The 18,618-nt window shown below is 73.2% G+C and carries 16 protein-coding genes; 13 read left to right on the plus strand and 3 right to left on the minus strand.

Annotation, left to right across the window (positions count from 1 at the left end; translation table 11 throughout):
• Window positions 1–6: 6 nt before the first annotated feature.
• A complete protein-coding gene (locus tag SSP29_RS45535; protein ID WP_089106875.1) occupies window positions 7–795 on the minus strand; it encodes an IclR family transcriptional regulator in 789 nt (262 codons plus the stop codon).
• A gap of 273 nt (window positions 796–1,068) precedes the next feature.
• Between SSP29_RS45535 and allB the strand changes: the two genes are divergently transcribed.
• The 5 genes from allB to SSP29_RS45560 all read left to right on the plus strand — a co-directional run bounded on the left by allB (window position 1,069) and on the right by SSP29_RS45560 (window position 5,886).
• The gene (gene allB, locus SSP29_RS45540; RefSeq protein ID WP_089106876.1) at window positions 1,069–2,409 is read left to right on the plus strand and encodes an allantoinase AllB; all 1,341 of its coding nucleotides are present in this window, start codon (window positions 1,069–1,071) and stop codon (window positions 2,407–2,409) included.
• 52 nt (window positions 2,410–2,461) lie between these two features.
• Window positions 2,462–3,592: an allantoicase gene (gene alc / locus SSP29_RS45545; RefSeq protein ID WP_089106877.1), complete on the plus strand. Its 1,131-nt coding sequence runs from the start codon at window positions 2,462–2,464 to the stop codon at window positions 3,590–3,592.
• Window positions 3,593–4,145: 553 nt separating this feature from the next.
• Window positions 4,146–4,955 (plus strand): AIM24 family protein, encoded by an 810-nt coding sequence (locus tag SSP29_RS45550; protein ID WP_089106878.1) that lies wholly within the window; start codon window positions 4,146–4,148, stop codon window positions 4,953–4,955.
• Between the two features lie 95 nt (window positions 4,956–5,050).
• Entirely contained in the window at window positions 5,051–5,341 is a 291-nt protein-coding gene (locus SSP29_RS45555; protein ID WP_089106879.1) for a dihydrofolate reductase family protein, read from the plus strand.
• A 149-nt stretch (window positions 5,342–5,490) separates the two neighbouring features.
• Entirely contained in the window at window positions 5,491–5,886 is a 396-nt protein-coding gene (locus SSP29_RS45560) for a ribonuclease domain-containing protein (RefSeq protein WP_089106880.1), read from the plus strand.
• A 173-nt stretch (window positions 5,887–6,059) separates the two neighbouring features.
• On the opposite strand, the gene SSP29_RS45565 is transcribed toward SSP29_RS45560, so the two are convergent.
• Complete coding sequence (locus tag SSP29_RS45565) at window positions 6,060–6,260, minus strand: hypothetical protein (RefSeq protein ID WP_089106881.1); 201 nt, start codon at window positions 6,258–6,260, stop codon at window positions 6,060–6,062.
• A gap of 170 nt (window positions 6,261–6,430) precedes the next feature.
• On the opposite strand from SSP29_RS45565, the gene SSP29_RS45570 reads away from it, so the two are divergent.
• From SSP29_RS45570 to SSP29_RS45580, 3 genes are all read left to right on the plus strand, one after another.
• A complete protein-coding gene (locus SSP29_RS45570) occupies window positions 6,431–7,696 on the plus strand; it encodes a sensor histidine kinase (RefSeq protein WP_089106882.1) in 1,266 nt (421 codons plus the stop codon).
• Between the two features lie 47 nt (window positions 7,697–7,743).
• On the plus strand, window positions 7,744–8,406 hold the full coding sequence (locus SSP29_RS45575) for a response regulator (protein ID WP_089106883.1): 663 nt from the start codon (window positions 7,744–7,746) through the stop codon (window positions 8,404–8,406).
• Window positions 8,407–8,491: 85 nt separating this feature from the next.
• Complete coding sequence (locus tag SSP29_RS45580) at window positions 8,492–9,673, plus strand: cytochrome P450 family protein (RefSeq protein ID WP_150136207.1); 1,182 nt, start codon at window positions 8,492–8,494, stop codon at window positions 9,671–9,673.
• 40 nt (window positions 9,674–9,713) lie between these two features.
• Here the strand turns inward: SSP29_RS45580 and SSP29_RS45585 are convergent, their stop codons facing one another.
• Window positions 9,714–10,724: a Gfo/Idh/MocA family protein gene (locus tag SSP29_RS45585; protein WP_089106884.1), complete on the minus strand. Its 1,011-nt coding sequence runs from the start codon at window positions 10,722–10,724 to the stop codon at window positions 9,714–9,716.
• A gap of 130 nt (window positions 10,725–10,854) precedes the next feature.
• Between SSP29_RS45585 and SSP29_RS45590 the strand changes: the two genes are divergently transcribed.
• The 5 genes from SSP29_RS45590 (at window position 10,855) to SSP29_RS45610 (ending at window position 18,614) form a co-directional block, all read left to right on the plus strand.
• Window positions 10,855–11,592 carry a GntR family transcriptional regulator gene (locus SSP29_RS45590; protein ID WP_089106961.1) on the plus strand — a complete coding sequence of 246 codons (738 nt, stop codon included), beginning with the start codon at window positions 10,855–10,857 and terminating at the stop codon, window positions 11,590–11,592.
• 259 nt (window positions 11,593–11,851) lie between these two features.
• On the plus strand, window positions 11,852–12,997 hold the full coding sequence (locus SSP29_RS45595; RefSeq protein WP_089106885.1) for an ROK family glucokinase: 1,146 nt from the start codon (window positions 11,852–11,854) through the stop codon (window positions 12,995–12,997).
• Window positions 12,994–13,575: a sugar kinase gene (locus SSP29_RS45600; protein ID WP_089106886.1), complete on the plus strand. Its 582-nt coding sequence runs from the start codon at window positions 12,994–12,996 to the stop codon at window positions 13,573–13,575. The genes SSP29_RS45595 and SSP29_RS45600 overlap by 4 nt, the downstream gene beginning before the upstream one ends.
• Window positions 13,576–13,674: 99 nt before the next feature.
• Window positions 13,675–16,485, plus strand: coding sequence for an SCO1167/SCO6262 family helicase (locus SSP29_RS45605; protein ID WP_089106887.1), 2,811 nt, complete (start codon window positions 13,675–13,677; stop codon window positions 16,483–16,485).
• A complete protein-coding gene (locus SSP29_RS45610) occupies window positions 16,482–18,614 on the plus strand; it encodes an SWIM zinc finger family protein (RefSeq protein WP_089106888.1) in 2,133 nt (710 codons plus the stop codon). Before SSP29_RS45605 ends, SSP29_RS45610 begins: the two co-directional genes overlap by 4 nt.
• Window positions 18,615–18,618: the final 4 nt, after the last annotated feature.

The following is an 18,618-nucleotide window of genomic DNA, read 5'->3' on the forward strand; positions in this document are numbered from 1 at the left end:
TGCCCCTCAGGCTCCTGAACTCACCAACGCCTCGGACAACTCAACAGCCACCTGCTGCAGCACCGGCACGATCTTCTCGACCGCCGCCTCCGTGACCCGCCCCGCAGGCCCGGAGATCGAAATGGCGGCCGCGGTCGGCGAATCAGGCACGGACACGGCAAGACACCGCACCCCCACCTCCTGCTCGTTGTCGTCCACGGCGTACCCCAGCCGCCGCACCTCCGCCAGGGCGTCCAGGAACCCCTCCGGGGTGGTGATCGTCCTCTCGGTCGCCGCGGGCATCCCGGTCCGCCCCAGCAGCGCCCGCACCTCGGCGTCCGGCACATTCGCCAGCAACGCCTTCCCCACCCCCGTGGAATGCGGCAACACCCGCCGGCCCACCTCGGTGAACATCCGCATGCTGTGCTTCGACGGCACCTGCGCCACGTACACGATCTCGTCCCCGTCGAGCAGCGCCATGTTCGCCGTCTCCCCGGTCTCCTCGACCAGCCGCGCGAGGTGCGGCCGCGCCCATGTGCCCAGCAGCCGGGACGCCGACTCGCCGAGGCGGATCAGCCGGGGCCCGAGCGCGTACCGCCGGTTCGACTGCTGGCGCACATAGCCGCAGACGACCAGCGTGCGCATGAGCCGGTGGATCGTCGGCAACGGCAGCCCGCTGCTCGCGGACAGCTCGCTGAGACCCACCTCGCCGCCCGCGTCCGCCATCCGCTCCAGCAGATCGAAGGCGCGCTCAAGGGACTGGACCCCGCCGCCGGACCTGGCGGAGTCGGTGGTGCTGGCGCTGGACGTCGGCACGGCGCGTTCCTTTCGGGGCTGGCGGGAAGGGCAGAAGCCTACCCGTCAGTCGGTTGACTCCCTGGTCGTGCGTAGCTACGTTCTGCTTGCCGGAATTGTAATTCCGCTTTGTGGAAACGTCCAGAGTGGGCGCCTGTGAGGCCCTGAGAAGCAGTGTGCCCTTGACGGCGCGGGAGCGGGAGTGAAGACTCCTTCAACAGAACGTTGAATTCCGTTACGTGGGTGTAAATCCCGTTTCCCGGAAGTAAAACGGCGGCAGAGAGAGGGGTCCGGGTGTCCGACGCTGAACTGGTGCTGCGCTCGACGCGCGTCATCACCCCGGAGGGGACGCGGGCCGCCTCGGTCGCCGTGTCCGCCGGGACGATCACGGCCGTACTGCCCTACGACGCCCCCGTCCCGGAGGGCACCCGCCTGGAGGACTTCGGCGACGACGTCCTGCTGCCCGGCCTGGTCGACACCCACGTCCACGTGAACGACCCCGGCCGCACCGAGTGGGAGGGCTTCTGGACCGCGACCCGCGCCGCGGCGGCCGGCGGCATCACCACCCTGGTCGACATGCCGCTCAACTCCCTCCCGCCGACCACGACCGTGGAGAACCTCCGCGTCAAGCGGCAGGTCGCGGCCGACAAGGCGCACATCGACGTCGGCTTCTGGGGCGGCGCGCTGCCCGACAACGTCAAGGACCTGCGCCCGCTGCACGAGGCCGGCGTCTTCGGCTTCAAGGCGTTCCTGTCGCCGTCCGGCGTCGACGAGTTCCCGCATCTCGACCAGGAGCAGCTGGCCCGGTCGCTGGCGGAGATCGCCTCCTTCGACGGCCTGCTGATCGTGCACGCCGAGGACCCCCACCACCTGGAGGCCGCCCCGCAACAGGGCGGGCCGAAGTACGCCGACTTCCTCGCCTCCCGCCCGCGCGACGCGGAGGACACGGCGATCGCCCAGCTGATCGCCCGGGCGAAACGCCTGCACGCGCGCGTGCACGTCCTGCACCTGTCCTCGTCCGACGCACTGCCGCTGATCGCGGCGGCCAAGGCGGACGGCGTCCGCCTCACCGTCGAGACCTGCCCGCACTACCTCACCCTCACCGCCGAGGAAGTCCCGGACGGCGCCAGCGAGTTCAAGTGCTGCCCGCCCATCCGCGAGGCGGCCAACCAGGACCTGCTCTGGCAGGCGCTGGCCGACGGCACCGTCGACTGCGTGGTCACCGACCACTCGCCCTCCACGGCCGACCTCAAGACGAGCGACTTCGCGACCGCGTGGGGCGGTATCTCCGGCCTCCAGCTCAGCCTCGCCGCCGTATGGACGGAAGCCCGTAGGCGCGGCCACGGTCTTGAGGACGTGGTCCGCTGGATGTCGGCCCGCACGGCCGCGCTCGTCGGCCTCGACGACCGCAAGGGCGCCATCGCGGCCGGCCGGGACGCCGACTTCGCCGTCCTCGCGCCCGACGAGACCTTCACCGTCGACCCGGCGGGCCTCCAGCACCGCAACCCGGTCACCGCGTACGCCGGCAAGACCCTGCACGGCGTCGTGAAGTCCACCTGGCTGCGCGGCGAACGCATCGTCGCGGACGGCGAGTTCACGCCCCCGAAGGGCCACCTCCTCACCCGCACCCCCTGACTCCTTCTCCTGCCTCCCGCACCCGCAGCGGCCGACACCGAAAGGAACACCTTTGACGGCGATCCCGACCTTCACCGGCGACGCGCACCCCTATTCCGGCGGCGACCCGTACGCGGACTACCGCACCGCCGACTTCCCCTTCACCCGGTACGCCGACCTCGCCGCCCGGCAGCTCGGTGCCGGGGTCGTCGCCGCCAACGACGAGTTCTTCGCCCAGCGGGAGAACCTGCTGGTGCCGGGGCGGGCCGAGTTCGACCCCGAGCACTTCGGGCACAAGGGCAAGATCATGGACGGCTGGGAGACGCGCCGCCGCCGCGGGGCCTCGGCCGGTCATCCCTGGCCCACCGCCGAGGACCACGACTGGGCACTGGTCCGGCTCGGCGCCGCCGGCGTCGTTCGCGGCATCGTCGTGGACACGGCCCACTTCCGCGGCAACTACCCGCAGGCGGTGTCGGTCGAGGCCACATCGGTCGCCGGCTCGCCGTCCCCGGCGGAACTCCTCGGCGACGACGTGAAATGGACGACGCTCGTCCCCCGCACCCCCGTCGGCGGCCACGCGGCGAACGGCTTCACGGTCTCCGTCGAACAGCGCTTCACCCACCTCCGCGTCAACCAGCACCCCGACGGCGGCATCGCGCGCCTGCGCGTGTACGGCGAGGTCGTGCCCGCCCCCGAGTGGCTCGCCGTGCTCGGCACCTTCGACGTGGTCGCCCTGGAGAACGGCGGCCGGGTCGAGGACGCCTCCGACCTCTTCTACTCGCCGGCCACCAACACCATCCAGCCGGGCCGTTCCCGCAAGATGGACGACGGCTGGGAGACGCGGCGCCGCCGCGACCAGGGCAACGACTGGATCCGCTACCGGCTCGCCGCCCAGTCCCAGATCCGCGCGATCGAGATCGACACGGCGTACCTGAAGGGCAACAGCGCGGGCTGGGCGTCGGTGGCGGTCAAGGACGGCGAGGACGGCGAGGACGGCGAGGACGGCGACTGGCGGGAGATCCTCCCGCGCACCCGCCTCCAGCCGGACACGAACCACCGCTTCGTCCTGCCGACCCCCGCCGTAGGCACGCACGCGCGCGTGGACATCTTCCCGGACGGCGGAATCTCCCGGCTGCGGCTGTACGGCTCGCCGACGGAAGCGGGAGCAACGGCCCTGACCACAAGACACCGCGAACTGTCCTGACACCCTTTCGCCCACCCACCCGCCTCGCCTTCTCACAGGCCGAACTCGAAAAGCGACGACAGAACGCAACGTCCGAGGCTGGCGGGGCGGGGCGGCCGGGGCTGCCGGGAGGGGACAGCCGGGGCCGTCCAGGTGGGGCGGTCGGGGGAGCCGGGATGGTCGGTTGGGTTTGGTCGGGGTGGGGTGGCTGGGGTCGTTCGGGTGGGGCGGCTGGGGGAGCCGGGACCGTCGGTTGGGTTTGGTCTGGACGGGGCGGCAGGGGTCGTCCGGGTGGGGCGGTTGGGGAGTCGGGATGACCGGCCGGGGAGGGCGGTCGGGATGAGGCGGTCGGGGACGTGTTGTCGGGGCCGGGCGCGGGGCGGGGGTGTCTCGATGCATGGCCGCGGTCTCCGTGTAGGTGCCCCGCCCCGCGCGGGAGATTGGTGGGGGCCGGGAGCGGGATGCTCTTCGAGGGGGGTGTCTTGCTCTTTTGAGGTCTCGCTGCTCAGGTGACCGAGTCGGGTGGGTGGGTGGGCGAGGGGAACCGTCGGACCGTCGGCTACGTTCTTCTGCCGTGACTCTTCAGCAAGAAATCGTCGGCAACGCCATGCAGATGGCGGTCGTCAACCTGCACCCCGGCCAGACCGTGTACTGCGAGGCCGGCAAGTTCCTGTTCAAGACGACGAACGTGACCATGGAGACCCGGCTGAGCGGCCCGTCGGGCAACGGCCAGTCGCAGGGCGGCGGTGGCGGCATGGGCGGCATGCTGCGCCAGGCCATGGGCACCGCCATGCAGGTCGGCCAGCGCATGCTCGCCGGTGAGTCGCTGGCGTTCCAGTACTTCACCTCCCAGGGCGGCGAGGGCACCGTCGGCTTCGCGGGCGTGCTCCCGGGCGAGATGCGCGCCCTGGAGCTGAACGGCACGCGCGCGTGGTTCGCCGAGAAGGACGCCTTCGTCGCCGCCGAGTCCACCGTGGAGTTCGGCATCGCCTTCTCCGGCGGCCGCACCGGAATGAGCGGCGGCGAGGGCTTCATCCTGGAGAAGTTCACCGGCCACGGCACAGTGATCATCGCCGGCGCGGGCAACTTCATCGACCTGAACCCCGCCGACTTCGGCGGCCGTATCGAGGTCGACACGGGCTGCGTCGTCGCCTTCGAGGAGGGCATCCAGTACGGCGTCCAGCGTGTCGGCGGCCTCAACCGCCAGGGCGTCATGAACGCCGTCTTCGGCGGTGAGGGCCTCTCCCTGGCCACCCTGGAGGGCAACGGCCGGGTGATCCTCCAGTCGCTCACCATCGAGAGCCTCGCCAACGCGCTGAAGAAGGCGCAGGGCGGCGACAAGCAGGGCCCGACCGGCGGACTGTTCTCGACCCACGCGGGGTGAGGGCACACCGGAGACCGGCCGAGCGATGAGTTGCCGGCGCCCCGGGGGTCTGAGCTGATGACAACAGACCGCAGCCCGGGAAGCAGGCACCCCTCATGGGCAGACTCGTCTCCACCATGTTCGTCACCCTCGACGGCGTCTACCAGGCGCCCGGCGGCGGCGCGCTGGTCCGCTCCCTGCTGGACCTCGGCCTGGTCGACACCCTCCACCTGGTGACGTTCCCGGTCGTGCTGGGCTCCGGCCGCCGCTTCTTCCAGGAGGGCGCCGTGCCGACGAAGTTCCGGCACACCGGCGGGCGGATCACCACGTCAGGCGTCTCCATCCGGTCGTACGACATCGCGGGCCGTCCCGAGTACGGCTCGTACATCGCCGAGGCGAACGCCTAGCGGCCAGGCCCCGATCCTCCCCCGGGCCTGGGGCCGCCCGTGGGGGCCTCGGGCCCCAGGTTAATTCCCTGAAAACTCGGGGGACCGGCCGGGAAATTCTTCGGACTTGTCATTGACATGCCACACTCTACGCGCGTCATCATGGAGCCATGAGATTCCCCCCACGAATCACCCGCATCGGGGCCGCCGGCGCCCTGCTGTCCGCCCTCCTCGTCGGCGGTACCGTCTCCGCCGCCACCGCGGACGCCGCTGCCAGCTCGGTCGGCAGTATCTGCTACAGCGCCCTGCCGTCGCAGGCGTACGACACGCTCGACCTGATCGCGTCGGGCGGCCCGTTCCCGTACTCGCAGGACGGGGTCGTCTTCCGCAACCAGGAGGGCGTGCTGCCGAGCCAGTCCAGCGGCTACTACCACGAGTACACCGTGAAGACGCCCGGTTCCTCCACCCGCGGCGCACGGCGGATCGTGACCGGCCAGGAGTACGAGGAGGACTACTACACGGCGGACCACTACGTCACGTTCAACCTGATCGACTTCGACTGCTGAGCCGCTGACCGAGTCGGCCCAGCGATACCGGCACGTCGACGCCGGCACGTCGACGCCGGCACGTCGACGCCGGCACGTCGACGCCGGCACGTCGACGCCGGCTCGTCCGTCGTCAGGAACAGCGCGACCAGCCGGAGGTCCGGTCCGCGTTCAGCCGGACCTCCGGTCCGCGTTCAGCCGGACCTCCGGCTCCCCGCGACGGCGAACAGCGCGCACGCCAGCACGATCAGCGCGACGCTCGCGTAGACGCCGTAGCCGTCGAGGAAGCCGAGCCGTTGCAGGAGGCTCACCCGCCAGTGGGTGAACTCGTGCAGCAGGCCCAGCACACCCTGCACCAGAGCAACGAATCCGAGCAGTTCAAGCAGCTGTTTCACGGTACGACCCTCGCCCCGCGGCCTCCCCCCATGCCATCGGCCGTGGGGCGAGTCGTACCCGCCGGAAGACTCTCCGCACGCGCGCGTGGCACACCGAAAGTCCACGCGAGCGCAACTTTGGTCGACGATCCCGTGCTCGGGTAGGTGCCGCGGGCCGGTCATGCGTAGATTTGTCGACCGTGAGCGGTGACCTTTCCATACGGACGTTCGAGGGGCGGCGGTGGCTCTTCCCCTCCGCTGTGATCCATGAACTCGACCCCGACCCCGACGCCGGTCAGGCCGGCCGGCGGCCCCGGCGCACCGCGCGCGACTGGCTCGTCGACTTCAGCTGTTTCCTGCTGGCCGTCCTCCTCGGAGCGGCGGCGGCCAACACGATGCGCCAGGACCCGAACGTCTCGCACGGCCTCGCCGTCGTCGACCAGCTGATCGGCGGGCTGGCCTGCGGCGCGGTCTGGCTGCGCCGCCGCTGGCCGACGGGCCTGGCCATCGCGATGATCCCGGTCGGCTTCGTCTCCGACACCGCGGGCGGCGCCGCCATGGTCGCGCTGTTCACCCTCGCCGTGCACCGCCCGTTCCGGTACGTCGCCTGGATCGGCGGCGTCACCCTCGCACTGGTCCCGCTCTTCTACTGGCTGCGCCCCGACCCCGACCTGCCCTACCTGGCCGTCGTCATCCTCGTCGTGCTGTTCAGCCTCCTGGTCGTCAGCCTCGGCATGTTCGTGCGCTCCAAGCGGCAGCTGATGGTCAGCCTGCGCGACCGGGCCCGACGGGCCGAGACCGAGGCCGGCCTGCGCGCCGAGCGGGCCCAGCGGCTGGCCCGGGAGGCCATCGCCCGCGAGATGCACGACGTCCTCGCCCACCGGCTGACCCTGCTCAGCGTGCACGCCGGGGCGCTGGAGTTCCGGCCCGACGCGCCCCAGGAGGAGATCGCCCGGGCGGCCGGGGTCATCCGGGAGAGCGCCCACGAGGCCCTCCAGGACCTGCGCGAGATCATCGGCGTGCTGCGCGCCGCCGACGGCGACGAGGCGGGCGGCCGGCCGCAGCCGACCCTCGCGGCCCTGGACGCGCTGGCCGCCGAGTCCCGCCAGGCCGGCATGAAGGTCATCCTCGACAACCACGTCGGCGACCCGGCCGCCGTCCCCGCCTCCGTCGGCCGCACCGCCTACCGCATCGCCCAGGAGGGCCTCACCAACGCCCGCAAGCACGCCCCCGGCGCCGAGGTCACCGTCCGCGTCACCGGCGCCCAGGGCGACGGCCTGGACATCACCGTGCACAACCCCGCCCCCGCGACGGAGGCCCCGCACGTCCCCGGCTCGGGCCAAGGCTTGATCGGCCTGACCGAACGCGCCACGCTGGCCGGGGGACGGCTGGAGCACCGGGCCACCGGCGACGGCGGCTTCGAGGTGCGGGCCTGGCTGCCCTGGCCGGCCGCCTGAAGACGACCGAACACGTGACGCCGTACCCGCCTGACCACGTAGGAGCCATGACCTCGATCAGACTGCTGCTCGTCGACGACGATCCGCTGGTGCGGGCGGGGCTGGCCCTCATGATGGGCGGTGCCGGAGACATCGAGATCGTCGGCGAGGGCGCCGACGGCGACGAGGTCGAGGCGCTCGTGGACCGCACCCACCCGGACGTCGTCCTGATGGACATCCGCATGCCGTCCGTGGACGGGCTCACCGCCACCGAGCGGCTGCGCGCGCGTGCCGACGCCCCGCAGGTCGTCGTCCTGACCACCTTCCACGCCGACGAACAGGTGCTGCACGCCCTGCGCGCGGGAGCCGCCGGGTTCGTCCTCAAGGACACCCCGCCCGCCGAGATCGTCGCCGCGGTGCGCCGGGTCGCGGCCGGCGACCCCGTGCTGTCGCCCGCCGTCACCCGGCAGCTGATGCGGCACGCGGCCGGCACCCGGGCCGACACCCGGCAGGCACGCGCGCGTGAGCGGCTCGCCGCCCTCAACGACCGCGAGCGCGAGGTCGCCGTCGCGGTCGGCCGGGGCCTCGCCAACGCCGAGATCGCCACCGGCCTCTTCATGAGCGTCGCCACCGTCAAGACCCACGTCTCCCGCATCCTGGCCAAGCTCGGCCTCAACAACCGCGTCCAGATCGCCCTGCTGGCGTACGACGCGGGATTGCCGGAGGAATAGGGCGCCTTTGGGGCACCTGTGGGGCGGCCCGCGCGTTCTCCGGATACGGGACGGCCTCGGGGACCTCCTGAAGGGGGAGCAGAGCATGCAGGTGACCGACCTCGGCGAGTACGGCGACGGTCTGCGCACGGACCCGCACACCGTGTACGCGCGACTGCGCGAGCGCGGCCCGGTGCACCGGGTGCGGTGGCCCCTGCCCGACCAGTACCACGAGACCTGGCTGGTCGTGGGCTACGAGGAGGGGCGCGCGGCGCTCGCCGACCCCAGACTGGTCAAGGACACCGAGAAGATCGGCTTCAAGTTCCTCGACGAGGAACTGATCGGCAAGTACCTGCTGCTCGCCGACCCGCCCCAGCACACCAGGCTGCGCGGCCTGATCACGCGCGCGTTCACCGCCCGCCGGGTGGCCGGTCTCGAGCCGAGAATCCAGGAGATCACCGACCGGCTGCTCGACGAGATGCTCCCGCGCGGCCGTGCCGACCTGGTCGACGCCCTCGCCTACCCGCTGCCGATCACGGTGATCAGCGAGCTGCTCGGCGTCCCCGAGCTGGACCGCGCGCGGTTTCGGAAACTGTCCAACGAGGTGGTCGCGTCCAGCCATCCGGGCAGCGAGTACGACGCCTTCGTCGCGCTCGCCGACTATCTGGCGGAGCTGATCGAGGACAAGCGCTGCGCCGGCCCGAGCGGCGACCTGCTCAGCGACCTGATCCGCACCACCGCCGAGGACGGCGACCGGCTCTCCGTCGGGGAACTGCGCGGCATGGCCTTCGTCCTGCTGATCGCCGGCCACGAGACCACCGTCAACCTCATCGGCAACGGCGTCCTCGCCCTGCTCACCCACCCCGACCAACTCGCCGCCCTGCGCGCCGACATGAGCCTCTTGGACGGCGCGGTCGAGGAGACCCTGCGCTGGGAGGGCCCGGTGGAGAACGCCACGTACCGGTACGCCGCCGAGCCTCTGGAGATCGCCGGCACCGCCATCGACCGGGGCGACCCCGTGATGATCAGCCTCGCCGGCGCCGACCGCGACGCGGACCGCTATCCCGAACCCGACCGCTTCGACATCCGCCGCGACCACCGCGGCCACCTCGCCTTCGGCCACGGCATCCACTACTGCCTGGGCGCACCCCTGGCCCGCCTGGAGGGCCGGATCGCCCTGCGCACCCTCCTGGAGCGCGCCCCGGGCCTGGCCCTGGACGGCCCGCACGGGGAGTGGCTGCCGGGCACCCTGATGAGAGGGGTGCGCAGCCTCCCGGTGCGCTGGTAGCCGCACGCGCGGCCGAGGTCGACCGGGTCGGTCAGGCAGGTCAGGTCAGGCGGTCCGGGACCTCCGCGAGTGCCACCGGCCGGTGCTCGTGCCGGGAGATCTCGCAGGCCTCCGCGATCCGCAGCGCCTGGAGCGCCTCGCGCCCGTCGCAGGGGTTGGCCAGCTGGCCCCGCACCACGTCGACGAAGGCGCACAGCTCGGCCTCGTAGGCGGGCCCGAACCGCTCCAGGAAGCCGGGCCACGGCTTGTCCGCGGGCGGCGGCCCGGTCGGCTCGGTCGAGGCCACCGGCGTACGGTCGTCCAGCCCGACCACCACGGTGTCCCGCTCGCCGGCCAGCTCCATCCGCACGTCGTACCCGGCGCCGTTCAGCCGGGCCGCGGTGGCCGTGGCCAGCGTGCCGTCGTCCAGGGTGAGCACCGCCGCGCCCGTGTCGACGTCACCGGCCTCGCGGAACATCGCGGGCCCGGCGTCCGAACCGGTCGCGTACACGTCCACGACCTCGCGGCCGGTCACCCAGCGCAGCACGTCGAAGTCATGGATCAGCGTGTCCCGGAACAGCCCGCCGGACAGCGGCAGCCACTCCGGCGGGGGCGGGGACTGGTCGGAGGTCAGCGCCCGTACCGTGTGCAGCCGCCCGAGCCGGCCCGAGCGCACCGCCTCCCGCGCACCGACGTACCCCTTGTCGAAGCGCCGCTGGAAGCCCATCTGCAGCACCGTCCCGGCCTTCTCCACCTCCGCCAGGGCAAGCAGGGTGCCCGGCAGGTCGAGGGCGATCGGCTTCTCGCAGAAGACCGGCAGCCCGGAGCGCGCGGCCCGGCCGATCAGGTCGGCATGGGCCGAGGTGGCGGCGGTGATCACCACGGCGTCCACGCCCCACTGGAAGATCTCGTCCGTCCCGGGCGCCGCCGTCTCCCCGAGCCGGTGCGCCAGATCCTGGGCCCGCCGGGGATCCACGTCCGTGAGGATCAGCGATCCGACCTCGCGATTACGGCTGAGCGTGTTCGCGTGAATGGTGCCGATGCGGCCCGTCCCGATGACCCCGATGCGCATGGGAACAAGGTGCTGGTGCACCCCGTGCGCTGTCAATCCGTATGTCCGGACAATCGAACTACACAACTTCCCGTCAACCCGTCACAGGGATACGCTCGGCCCCGTGCCGAAACCAGATGTGGACCCGACCATGACGCTCGACCTCAGTGTGGACCGGAGTTCCCCGGTGCCGTTGTACTTCCAGCTCGCCCAGCAGCTGGAAGCGGCCATCGAGCACGGCTCGCTCACCCCCGGCAGCCTGCTGGGCAACGAGATCGAGCTCGCCGCGCGGCTCGGCCTGTCCCGCCCGACCGTCCGCCAGGCCATCCAGTCCCTCGTGGACAAGGGCCTGCTCGTCCGCCGTCGGGGCGTCGGCACCCAGGTCGTGCACAGCCAGGTCAAGCGCCCGCTGGAACTCAGCAGCCTCTACGACGACCTGGAGTCGGCCGGTCAGCGCCCCGCGACGAACGTGCTGGTCAACACGGTGGTCCCGGCGTCCGCCGAGGTCGCCGCCGCGCTCGGGGTCGCGGAGGGCGCCGAGGTGCACCGGATCGAGCGGCTGCGGCTGGCGCACGGCGAGCCGATGGCGTACCTGACCAACTACCTGCCCCCCGGTCTGCTCGGCCTGGACACCGCCCAGCTGGAGGCGACCGGCCTGTACCGGCTCATGCGGACCGCCGGGATCACCCTGCACAGCGCCCGCCAGTCCATCGGCGCGCGCGGCGCCACGGCCGCCGAGGCGGAGCGGCTCGCCGAGCCGGAGGGTGCCCCGCTGCTCACCATGCAGCGCACCACGTACGACGACACCGGCCGCGCCGTCGAGTTCGGCGACCACATCTACCGGCCGACCCGCTACTCCTTCGAGTTCCAGCTGCTCGTACGGTCCTGAAGGCACCGCGGTTCTGGTCGTAATGTCCGGACAATGTGACCGTTGTGTGAGCTGACCCGGCAGGTGGCAGCCGGAAACGACCTGGACTTTCTGCGCCGCGAGCCGTGGTGCCCCTGAAAGGGGCGCGGGGCTGTGACATGTGCGGCTCCGCCGCGTGGGCGCGACCAGCCACGACATACCCGCACCCGGCAATGGCGCGCACCCCTCCTTATCTCCCCCGAACGGCACTACACGCACGCGTACGGCAGAATCGAGCCCGATGAGCACCTACCGCGACCTCACCGCCCCCATCGGCTCCCGCCGAGCCCCGGTCCTGCGGACCGTCGGCACCCGGGAACGCCGCTCCCACCTGACGGCACCCCGGGTGCCCACGGTCGGTATCGACATCGGCGGCACCAAGGTCATGGCGGGCGTCGTGGACGCCGACGGCAACATCCTGGAGAAGCTCCGCACGGAGACCCCGGACAAGTCCAAGAGCCCGAAGGTCGTCGAGGACACGATCGTCGAGCTGGTCCTGGACCTGTCCGACCGGCACGACGTGCACGCCGTCGGCATCGGCGCCGCCGGCTGGGTCGACGCCGACCGCAACCGGGTGCTGTTCGCGCCGCACCTGTCCTGGCGGAACGAACCGCTGCGCGACCGCCTCTCCGGCCGGCTCTCGGTCCCCGTCCTCGTCGACAACGACGCCAACACCGCCGCCTGGGCGGAGTGGCGTTTCGGCGCCGGCCGCGGCGAGGACCACCTGGTCATGATCACGCTCGGCACCGGCATCGGCGGCGCGATCCTGGAGGACGGCCAGGTCAAGCGCGGCAAGTACGGCGTCGCAGGCGAGTTCGGCCATATGCAGGTCGTGCCCGGCGGTCACCGCTGCCCGTGCGGCAACCGCGGCTGCTGGGAGCAGTACAGCTCGGGCAACGCGCTGGTCCGGGAGGCCAAGGAGCTGGCGGCGGCCGACTCCCCGGTGGCGTACGGGATCATCGAGCACGTCAAGGGCAACATCAACGAGATCACCGGCCCGATGATCACCGAGCTGGCCCGCGAGGGCGACGCGATGTGCATCGAGCTGCTCCAGGACATCGGCCAGTGGCTCGGCGTCGGCATCGCCAACCTCGCCGCCGCCCTCGACCCGTCCTGCTTCGTGATCGGCGGTGGCGTCAGCGCCGCCGACGACCTGCTGATCGGCCCCGCCCGGGACGCGTTCAAGCGCCAGCTGACCGGCCGCGGCTACCGCCCCGAGGCCCGGATCGCGCGTGCCCAGCTGGGCCCCGAGGCCGGCATGGTCGGGGCCGCCGACCTCGCCCGCCTGGTCGCCCGCCGGTTCCGGCGCGCCAAGCGGCGCCGCGTCGAGCGGTACGAGCGCTACGAGCGGTTCGCGGAGGCCCGCCGCACCCGGGACACCGCATGACCGCTTCGCTGCCCCGTCAGGCCGCGTCCCCGGAGGAACCGCAGCGCCCGCCCGAGACCCCGGGTCACAAGGCCAAGCGCAGGGCGCTGACGCTGCTGATCATCGGGCTGCTCATCGGCGTACCGGCCGGCTATCTGGTGATCTCCGCCGCCCAGAGCCGCAACAGCGGCAAGGACAAGGAGTCCAAGTACTCGGCGACCGGCCTCACCGCGGGCTGGCCGTCGAAGGTGCAGCGGCGCCTCTACCAGGTGCCGGTCCCGCACCCGGCCGACACGATCGCCTACTACGAGACGAACAACTGGAAGACCAGCCGTCTCTACGTCCAGTTCCGCACCAACAGTGCCGGACTGGACAGCTTCCTTGAGGGCATGGGCGTCAACCGGGACGCGCTCAAGAAGGACGACATCAGCATCGGCTCCCGCGACCAGAAGATCTCCGGCTGGAAGTTCACCGGCCCCGGATCCTGGTCGGGCCTGACACACAAGCAGAAGAACCCGGCGCCCACCCAGGACGTGGTGGTGAACACGGCCGACCCGAACTACCCGATGATCTACGTCGTCTCGCGCACCGTCCCGTGACGACCCGCCCCGGCCGGTCGCCGGGGCCGACTGTCAGACCCCGCCCGTACAGTCGAAGACGTCTGATCCGACATGTGGGCGGGAGGGGGGGCAGAACGTATGAGCGGCACGACGGCCGAGGCCGAGGCGGGCGTACCGGTGCGCCTGGCGGCGGTCTATCTGCCCGCCGACCTCCCCCGCCAGGGCCGGATGGCCTTCTGGGACCCCGACGGGGACCCGCTGCCCGCCGCCGCGACCGAGGAGCTGACGGTCGTACGACCGCACGGCGCCGCCGGTGTCCGCCGCCGGCAGGTGCCCGCGCTCACCCTGCCGCTCGCCGACGCACTCCCGCTGCTCGTCCGGGCCCGCCGCGACCCGGCCGCCCATCCCGCCACCGCCTGCTGGGGCGCCGCCGCCCTGCACGCACTGCGGCTGGCCGCCCGCGGCCGGCTGCTGCCCGGCCTCACCCCGGCCGGTCACGACGCCTGGCGGGCCGGCCCCCTGGAGCCCGCCGACATCGCCCACCTGCGCGCGGTGGCCGCCGCCCTGCCTCCCGAGGGCCATGCCGTCCCGCTGCCCGGCCCCGGCCCGCTCCTGCTGCCCCAGCCGGAAGCCCTGATCCGCTCCTTCCTGGACGCGGTCGCCGACACCCTGCCCCGCACCCCGGCCGCCCCGCACACCTCGGGCCGGCCCTTCGCCGCCCGCGAAGCCCAGCGGCTGCCCGACGCCCACGAGTGGGCCGCGGAGGTCGCCGCCGGCATGGACGCGGGCGTGCGGATCTCGCTGCGCCTGGACCTGTCGGCGTACGACCTGTTCGACGACGGAGAAGGCGCGCCCCGCGCGGGCGCGGCGATCGTCCAGGTGCACAGCCTGGCCGACCCGACCCTGGTGACCGACGCGGCGGCGCTGTGGTCGGGGGCCTCCGACGCCGCCTTCGGCCCCCGCGCGCGCGTGGACGCGGCACTCGCCGTACGCCGGGCCGCGCGGGTGTGGCCGCCGCTGGACCGGCTGGCGGAGCAGGACGTGCCGGACGTGCTCGCGCTCTCCGAGGAGGAGCTGGGGGAGCTGCTCGGGGTGGCGGCGACCCGGCTCGCCGCGGCCGGGGTCGCCGTGCACTGGCCCCGGGACCTGGCACAGGACCTGACCGCCGCGGCCGTGGTCCGGCCCGCGCCCGGCTCGGCCACCGACGGCACGGGCTTCTTCGAGAGCGAGGAACTGCTCCAGTTCCGCTGGCAGCTGGCGCTCGGCGGCGATCCGCTCAGCGACGCCGAGATGGACGCCCTCGCCGAGGCCCACCGTCCGGTCGTACGGCTGCGGGACCGCTGGGTGCTCGTCGACCCCGCCCTCGTCCGCAAGGCGCGCAAGCGCGAACTGGGTCTGCTCGACCCGGTCGACGCGCTCTCCGTGGCGCTCACCGGCGAGGCCGAGGTGGACGGCGAGACCGTCGAGGCGGTCCCCGTCGGCGTCCTCGCGGCCCTGCGCGACCGCCTCACGGCCGGTATCCGGCCGGCCGAGCCGCCCGCCGGTCTGCACGCCACCCTGCGCGACTACCAGCTCCGGGGCCTGGCCTGGCTCGACCTGATGACCTCCCTCGGCCTCGGCGGCTGCCTCGCCGACGACATGGGCCTCGGCAAGACGATCACCGTCATCGCCCTGCACCTGAAGCGGGCCCGCACCGAGCCGACCCTGGTGGTCTGCCCGGCCTCGCTGCTCGGCAACTGGCAGCGGGAGATCGCCCGGTTCGCGCCCGGCGTCCCGGTCCGCCGCTTCCACGGCCCCGACCGCACCCTGGACGGCCTCGCCGGCGGCTTCGTCCTCACCACGTACGGCACCATGCGCGCCACCGCGCCCCGGCTCGCCGAACAGCCCTGGAGCATGGTCGTCGCCGACGAGGCACAGCACGTCAAAAACCCCTACTCGGCCACCGCGAAAGCCCTGCGCACCATCCCGACCCCCGCGCGCGTGGCCCTCACCGGCACCCCCGTGGAGAACAACCTCTCCGAGCTCTGGGCCCTCCTCGACTGGACCACCCCCGGACTCCTCGGCCCGCTCAAGTCCTTCCGCGCCCGGCATGCGCGGGCCGTCGAGAACGGTGAGGACGAGGAGGCGGTGGGCCGGCTTGCCCGCCTGGTCCGCCCCTTCCTGCTGCGCCGCAAGAAGTCCGACCCCGGCATCGTCCCCGAACTCCCGCCGAAGACGGAGACCGACCACCCCGTCCCGCTCACCCGCGAGCAGGCCGCGCTGTACGAGGCGGTGGTGCGCGAGTCGCTGCTCGCCATCGAGACGGCGGACGGCATCGCGCGCCGCGGCCTGGTGCTCAAGCTCCTCGGCGCCCTGAAGCAGATCTGCGACCACCCCGGGCTGTATCTCAAGGAGGAGTCCCGCATCGAGGGCCTGGCCGCGCGTTCCGGCAAACTCACCCTGCTCGACGAGCTGCTGGACACCGTGCTCGCCGAGGACGGCTCGGCCCTCGTCTTCACGCAGTACGTCGGCATGGCCCGCATGATCACCGCGCACCTCCAGGCCCGCGCGGTCCCGGTCGACCTGCTGCACGGCGGCACACCGGTGCCGGAGCGGGAGCGCATGGTGGACCGCTTCCAGAGCGGTGCGACCCCGGTCCTCGTGCTGTCCCTGAAGGCCGCGGGCACCGGCCTCAACCTCACCCGCGCCGGCCATGTCGTCCACTTCGACCGCTGGTGGAACCCGGCGGTGGAGGAACAGGCCACCGACCGCGCGTACCGCATCGGCCAGACCCAGCCGGTGCAGGTCCACCGCCTCGTCACGGAGGGCACCGTCGAGGACCGCATCGCCGAGATGCTGGAGGCGAAGCGGGCCCTCGCCGACGCGATCCTGGGCTCCGGCGAGTCCGCCCTGACCGAGCTGACGGACCGCGAGCTGTCCGACCTGGTGTCGTTGCGGAGGACGTCATGAGCGGCGACGGCGAGCAGCGGCCCGGGGACGCGGCACGGCGTGCGCTGCGGGCGGCACGGGGGCGCGGGGCGGAGAACGGAGCCGAGGGCGCGGCACCGGGGGAGTGCGCGGAGCGGGAGCCGAGGCCGGGGGACGCCGCGCGTCTGGCGCTGCGGGTGGCTGCCGCCGCGAAGGAGGCGGAGCAGCGGGATGCCGAGCCCGGCCCCGAGCCGGAACCCGAGGCCGAGGCCGAGGCCGGTGCCGGTGCCGACCGGACCGACCATGCCGACCATGCCGACACCGGCGCCTTTGCTGCCGTCCGGCCGGGCGGTCGTCCCGGTGATGTCGCGCGGGCAGCGCTGCGGGCGGCGCGTGCGGAGGCGAGGCGGGCCGAGGAGGCCGCTGCGGCGGAGGCTCCGGAACAGTCCCCGCCCCGCGCGGTAGGGCGACCGCCGACGCCCTCACCGGCCCCGGCGTCCGCGGCTCGCGGCCGCACCGCCCGTGACCTGAAGCAGTTCCTGACGACCGCCTTCCGGATGCCGAGGGACGAGACCGAGCCGGATGAGCCGGATGAGCCGGAGCAGACCGGCGTCCGGGCGGATCAGGAACCTCCGACGGAACACCCCGAGGGCGCGCGGCCCACGGTCGGGCGGCCTCCCCGGGCCATCGATGCGGCTCCGCTGCGCGCCTCGGCCTCGGCGCTTCCCGAGCGGCCTGGGGACGCGCCCGCCGCTCCCTCGCGGCGCCCCGCGTCGGCCGAGTCGCCTGCTCCCGCCAAGGCCTCACACCGACCCGAGCCGAACACCCCCGCTCCCGTCCCCGCCGCGCTCTCCGCCCCCTCCACCGGGAGCACACCGACCGGTCCCCGCCTCCCTTCCACCATGGCCACCCCGCACCGCGACACCGAACTCCGCCGCACCTTTCCTTCCCTCTCGCCCCGCGCCTCCGCCTCCGCCTCCGCCTCCGCTTCCGGCTTCGCGGAGACCTGGTGGGGCAACGCCTGGGTACGGGCGCTGGAAGAGGGCGCGTTGGACGTCAAGCGGCTCGGGCGCGGGCGGGGTTACGCCGAGCGCGGGCATGTGGACGCCATCACCGTGACCCCGGGAATGGTCCTGGCGTATGTGCAGGGGAGCCGGCCCCGGCCGTACCGCGTGCAGCTGCGGCTGCGGACCTTCGGCGAGGACGAGTGGGAGCGGCTGCTGGAGGCCGCCGCCGACCGGCCCGCCGACATCGCCGCGCTGCTCGACAAGGAGCTGCCGCAGACCCTCGCCGACAGCGGGGTGCCGCTGCTGCCGGAGCCCGGCGAGCTCGAACCCCGGTGCAGCTGCCCGGACTTCGGTCACCCCTGCAAGCACGCGGCCGCCCTCTGCTACCAGACCGCGCGGCTGCTGGACGCCGACCCGTTCGTGCTGCTCCTGCTGCGCGGCCGCGGGGAGCGCGAGGTGCTCGACGCGCTGTCCCGGCGCAGTGCCGCCCGCGCGGCCCGGGATCGGCAGCCGGCCTCGCTGCCGGGCATCCGGGCCACCGAGGCCCTCGCCCCGCGCCGACTGCCGCCGCTGCCACCCCCGTTGGCGGTTCCGGCGCACCCCGAGCAGCCCCCGGTCTATCCGGGGGTGCCCGGCGGCCCGGACCCGTTCGCGCTGGACCAGCTGGCCACCGACGCGGCGGCCCGCGCCCACGCCGTGCTCACCACCGGACACGACCCGGTCGGCGAACTCACCCTCTGGCAGGACGCGGTGCGGCTCGCCGCGGCCCGCCCCGGGTCCGGCCTCACCGCGTCCACCCGTGCCCTCTACGCCACGCTCGCCGACGCCGTGGGCCGCACCCCGGGCGACCTGGCGCGCGCGGTCGCCGCCTGGCGCCAGGGCGGTCTGGAGGGGCTGGCCGTGCTGGAAGAGCCCTGGGACCCGCCGGCCGGCCGCTTCGACCGGGCCCGGCCGCTGCTGCTCGCCGCCGACCTCCCGGCCTTCCGGCCGTCGCGCAACCACCTCACCCACCCCGGCGGCCATCTCCAGCTCCGCTTCGGCCGCGACGGCCTGTGGTACGCCTACGAGTCGGAGCCGGGCCACGACGACTGGTGGCCCAGAGGCACCCCCGACCTGGACCCGGTGGGCGCGCTGACCGGCCTCGGCGCATCGGACGACCTCTAGTCCG

The organism is Streptomyces hyaluromycini (assembly GCF_002217755.1).
GTDB classification, from domain to species: domain Bacteria; phylum Actinomycetota; class Actinomycetes; order Streptomycetales; family Streptomycetaceae; genus Streptomyces; species Streptomyces hyaluromycini.

Coding starts and splice junctions, on each gene's coding strand:
- SSP29_RS45580 (WP_150136207.1), top strand. CDS start 8,492: ATGCAGGTGACCGACCTCGGCGAGTACGGCGACGGTCTGCGCACGGAC.
- SSP29_RS45555 (WP_089106879.1), top strand. CDS start 5,051: ATGGGCAGACTCGTCTCCACCATGTTCGTCACCCTCGACGGCGTCTAC.
- SSP29_RS45595 (WP_089106885.1), top strand. CDS start 11,852: ATGAGCACCTACCGCGACCTCACCGCCCCCATCGGCTCCCGCCGAGCC.
- SSP29_RS45560 (WP_089106880.1), top strand. CDS start 5,491: ATGAGATTCCCCCCACGAATCACCCGCATCGGGGCCGCCGGCGCCCTG.
- SSP29_RS45590 (WP_089106961.1), top strand. CDS start 10,855: ATGACGCTCGACCTCAGTGTGGACCGGAGTTCCCCGGTGCCGTTGTAC.
- SSP29_RS45585 (WP_089106884.1), bottom strand. CDS start 10,724: ATGCGCATCGGGGTCATCGGGACGGGCCGCATCGGCACCATTCACGCG.
- SSP29_RS45605 (WP_089106887.1), top strand. CDS start 13,675: ATGAGCGGCACGACGGCCGAGGCCGAGGCGGGCGTACCGGTGCGCCTG.
- SSP29_RS45575 (WP_089106883.1), top strand. CDS start 7,744: ATGACCTCGATCAGACTGCTGCTCGTCGACGACGATCCGCTGGTGCGG.
- SSP29_RS45610 (WP_089106888.1), top strand. CDS start 16,482: ATGAGCGGCGACGGCGAGCAGCGGCCCGGGGACGCGGCACGGCGTGCG.
- SSP29_RS45600 (WP_089106886.1), top strand. CDS start 12,994: ATGACCGCTTCGCTGCCCCGTCAGGCCGCGTCCCCGGAGGAACCGCAG.